This window comes from Methylobacterium sp. WL18, from assembly GCF_008040015.1.
Classification (GTDB): domain Bacteria; phylum Pseudomonadota; class Alphaproteobacteria; order Rhizobiales; family Beijerinckiaceae; genus Methylobacterium; species Methylobacterium mesophilicum.
On record NZ_VRVD01000758.1, the window covers coordinates 1 to 2,038 of the forward strand.

The 2,038-nt window shown below is 70.6% G+C and carries 3 protein-coding genes; all 3 read right to left on the bottom strand.

The genetic code is table 11. The annotated features are described in order from the left end of the window. Positions 1 to 717, bottom strand: a 717-nt coding sequence (locus FV228_RS27935) for a four-carbon acid sugar kinase family protein (RefSeq protein WP_147857471.1), incomplete at its 3' end; no start/stop codon positions are given. Continuing rightward, positions 714 to 1,496, bottom strand: coding sequence for a 2-oxo-tetronate isomerase (otnI, locus tag FV228_RS27940; RefSeq protein ID WP_147857472.1), 783 nt, complete (start codon positions 1,494 to 1,496; stop codon positions 714 to 716). The genes otnI and FV228_RS27935, both read right to left, overlap by 4 nt. 14 nt (positions 1,497 to 1,510) lie before the next feature. After that, positions 1,511 to 2,038: NAD-binding protein (locus tag FV228_RS27945; RefSeq protein ID WP_147857473.1), on the bottom strand; the 528-nt coding region annotated here is incomplete at its 5' end.

The following is a 2,038-nucleotide window of genomic DNA, read 5'->3' on the forward strand; positions in this document are numbered from 1 at the left end:
CCCGTCGGCCACGAGGGCGCGGGCGAGCCCGAGCCCGAGCCCCGAGGCCCCCACCGAGAAGCGCTTCGTGAGGATCGCCCGACCGAGCACTTCAAGATCGCTGTCGAAGATCGCGTCCGCGATGGCCGCCCGCTTGCCCTCTGCCGCTAGGGCGTCGAGCCGGGCCGCCACGGCCTCGGCGCCGCGGGCAACCGTGGCGGTATCCACGAGGCCGACCGGGCCGGCGCTCTGGCGCGCCAGGACGCGCACCAGGTTGGCGTCGCGCATGGGGTTGAGCGGGTGGTCCTTCAGCGGGCTCTCGTTCAGCGGCACCGCGCCGACGAACAGGTTGCCCTGGTAGACGCTGCGGCCCGTCTCCGGGAAGGCCGGAGTGACCAGCGCGATCGGTTCGCCGGCCGCTTCCCGCAGGGCGTCCATGACCGGGCCGATATTGCCGGCGTCGGTCGAATCGAAGGTCGAGCAGACCTTGAACATCACGTGGGCGGCGCCTCGGGCGCGCAGCCAGCCCTCCGCCTCGCGGGAGCGCGTCACGGCCTGCTCGGCCAGGATCGAGCGGCTCTTCAAAGCCACCACCACCGCGTCGGCCTCCGGCAGGGCGCGGTCATCCGCCGGCACGCCGATGGTCTGGATCGTGCGCAGGCCCGCCTTGGTCAGGGTGTTGGCGAGATCCGAGGCGCCCGTGTAATCGTCGGCGACGCATCCCAGCGCGAGGCTCATCGGGCACTCCCCTTGTAGGCGGCGAGCCAGCCGAGGCCGGCCACGGTGTCGGCGGCCGGGATGTACTCGCAGCCGACGAACCCGGCGTAGCCGAGCCGGTCCAGTTCGTCGAACAGGAACGCGTCGTTCATCTCGCCGGTGCCGGGCTCGTGCCGCTCGGGCACGCTCGCGGTCTGGACATGGCCGACGATCGGCATCAGCGCGCGCAGCCGCATGGTCACGTCGCCGTGCAGGATCTGGCAATGGTAGAGGTCGAACTGGAGCTTCAGGTTCGGCAGCGCCAGCTCGCGGATGAGATCGGCGGCCCGACCGAAATCGTTCAAAAAGTAGCCCGGCATGTTGCGGCCGTTGATCGGCTCGATCACGAGTTCGAGGCCGGCCGCGCCCAGGCGCTCCGCCGTCCAGGTCACCGCCTGGCGATAGGCGTCGGCGGCTTTGGCGTCATCGTGCGGGGCGAGGCCCGCCATCAGGTGCAGCCGGGCGACGCCGGTCGCCTCGGCGTAGCGGAGCGCGGTGTCGACGCCCGCCTTCAGTTCATCGAAGCGCTCAGGAAACGCCGCCAAGCCGCGCTCGCCGTTCGCGAAATCCCCCGGCGGCAGGTTGAACAAAGCCTGGGTCAGGCCGTTCGCCCGGAGCCGCTCGGCGATAGCCTCGGGCGGGTGCTCGTAGGGGAACAGGAACTCGACGGCGTCGAACCCGGCCCGGGCCGCCGCCTCGAAGCGGTCGAGGAACGGTACCTCGTTGAACATCAGGCTGAGGTTGGCGGCAAAGCGCGGCATTTTTTTCGGACTCCCTAGGCCTGACCGGGTAGCTTGGCGCCCGAGACCTGCGCGTAGAGCCGCGCCACGGAGGCGTCGTCGTCCCGGCCCATGCCGGCGCCCGACGCCATCAGGAACATCTGGAGCGCCGCCGCGGCTACCGGGACTGGGTACTTCTCCGCCCGGGCCATGTCCTGCACGATGCCGAGATCCTTGACGAAGATGTCGACCGCGCTCTTCGGCGCGTAGTCGGCGTCGAGGATATGGGGCACCCGGTTCTCGAACATCCAGGAATTGCCGGCCGACTTGGTGATCACCTCGTAGACGCGGGCCAAGTCGAGGCCCTGCTTGGCGGCGAAGCTCATCGCCTCGCAGGCGGCGGCGATGTGGACCCCGGCGAGCAGCTGGTTGATCATCTTGAAGGCCGCGCCCTGGCCGGCCGCGTCGCCGAGCTCGTAGAGCGTGCCGGCCATGGCATCGAGGGCGGGCCGGGCCTTGGCGAAGGCGGCCGGGGAGCCCGAGGCCAGGAAGGTCAGTCCACCATCGGCCGCCTTCGCCAAGGC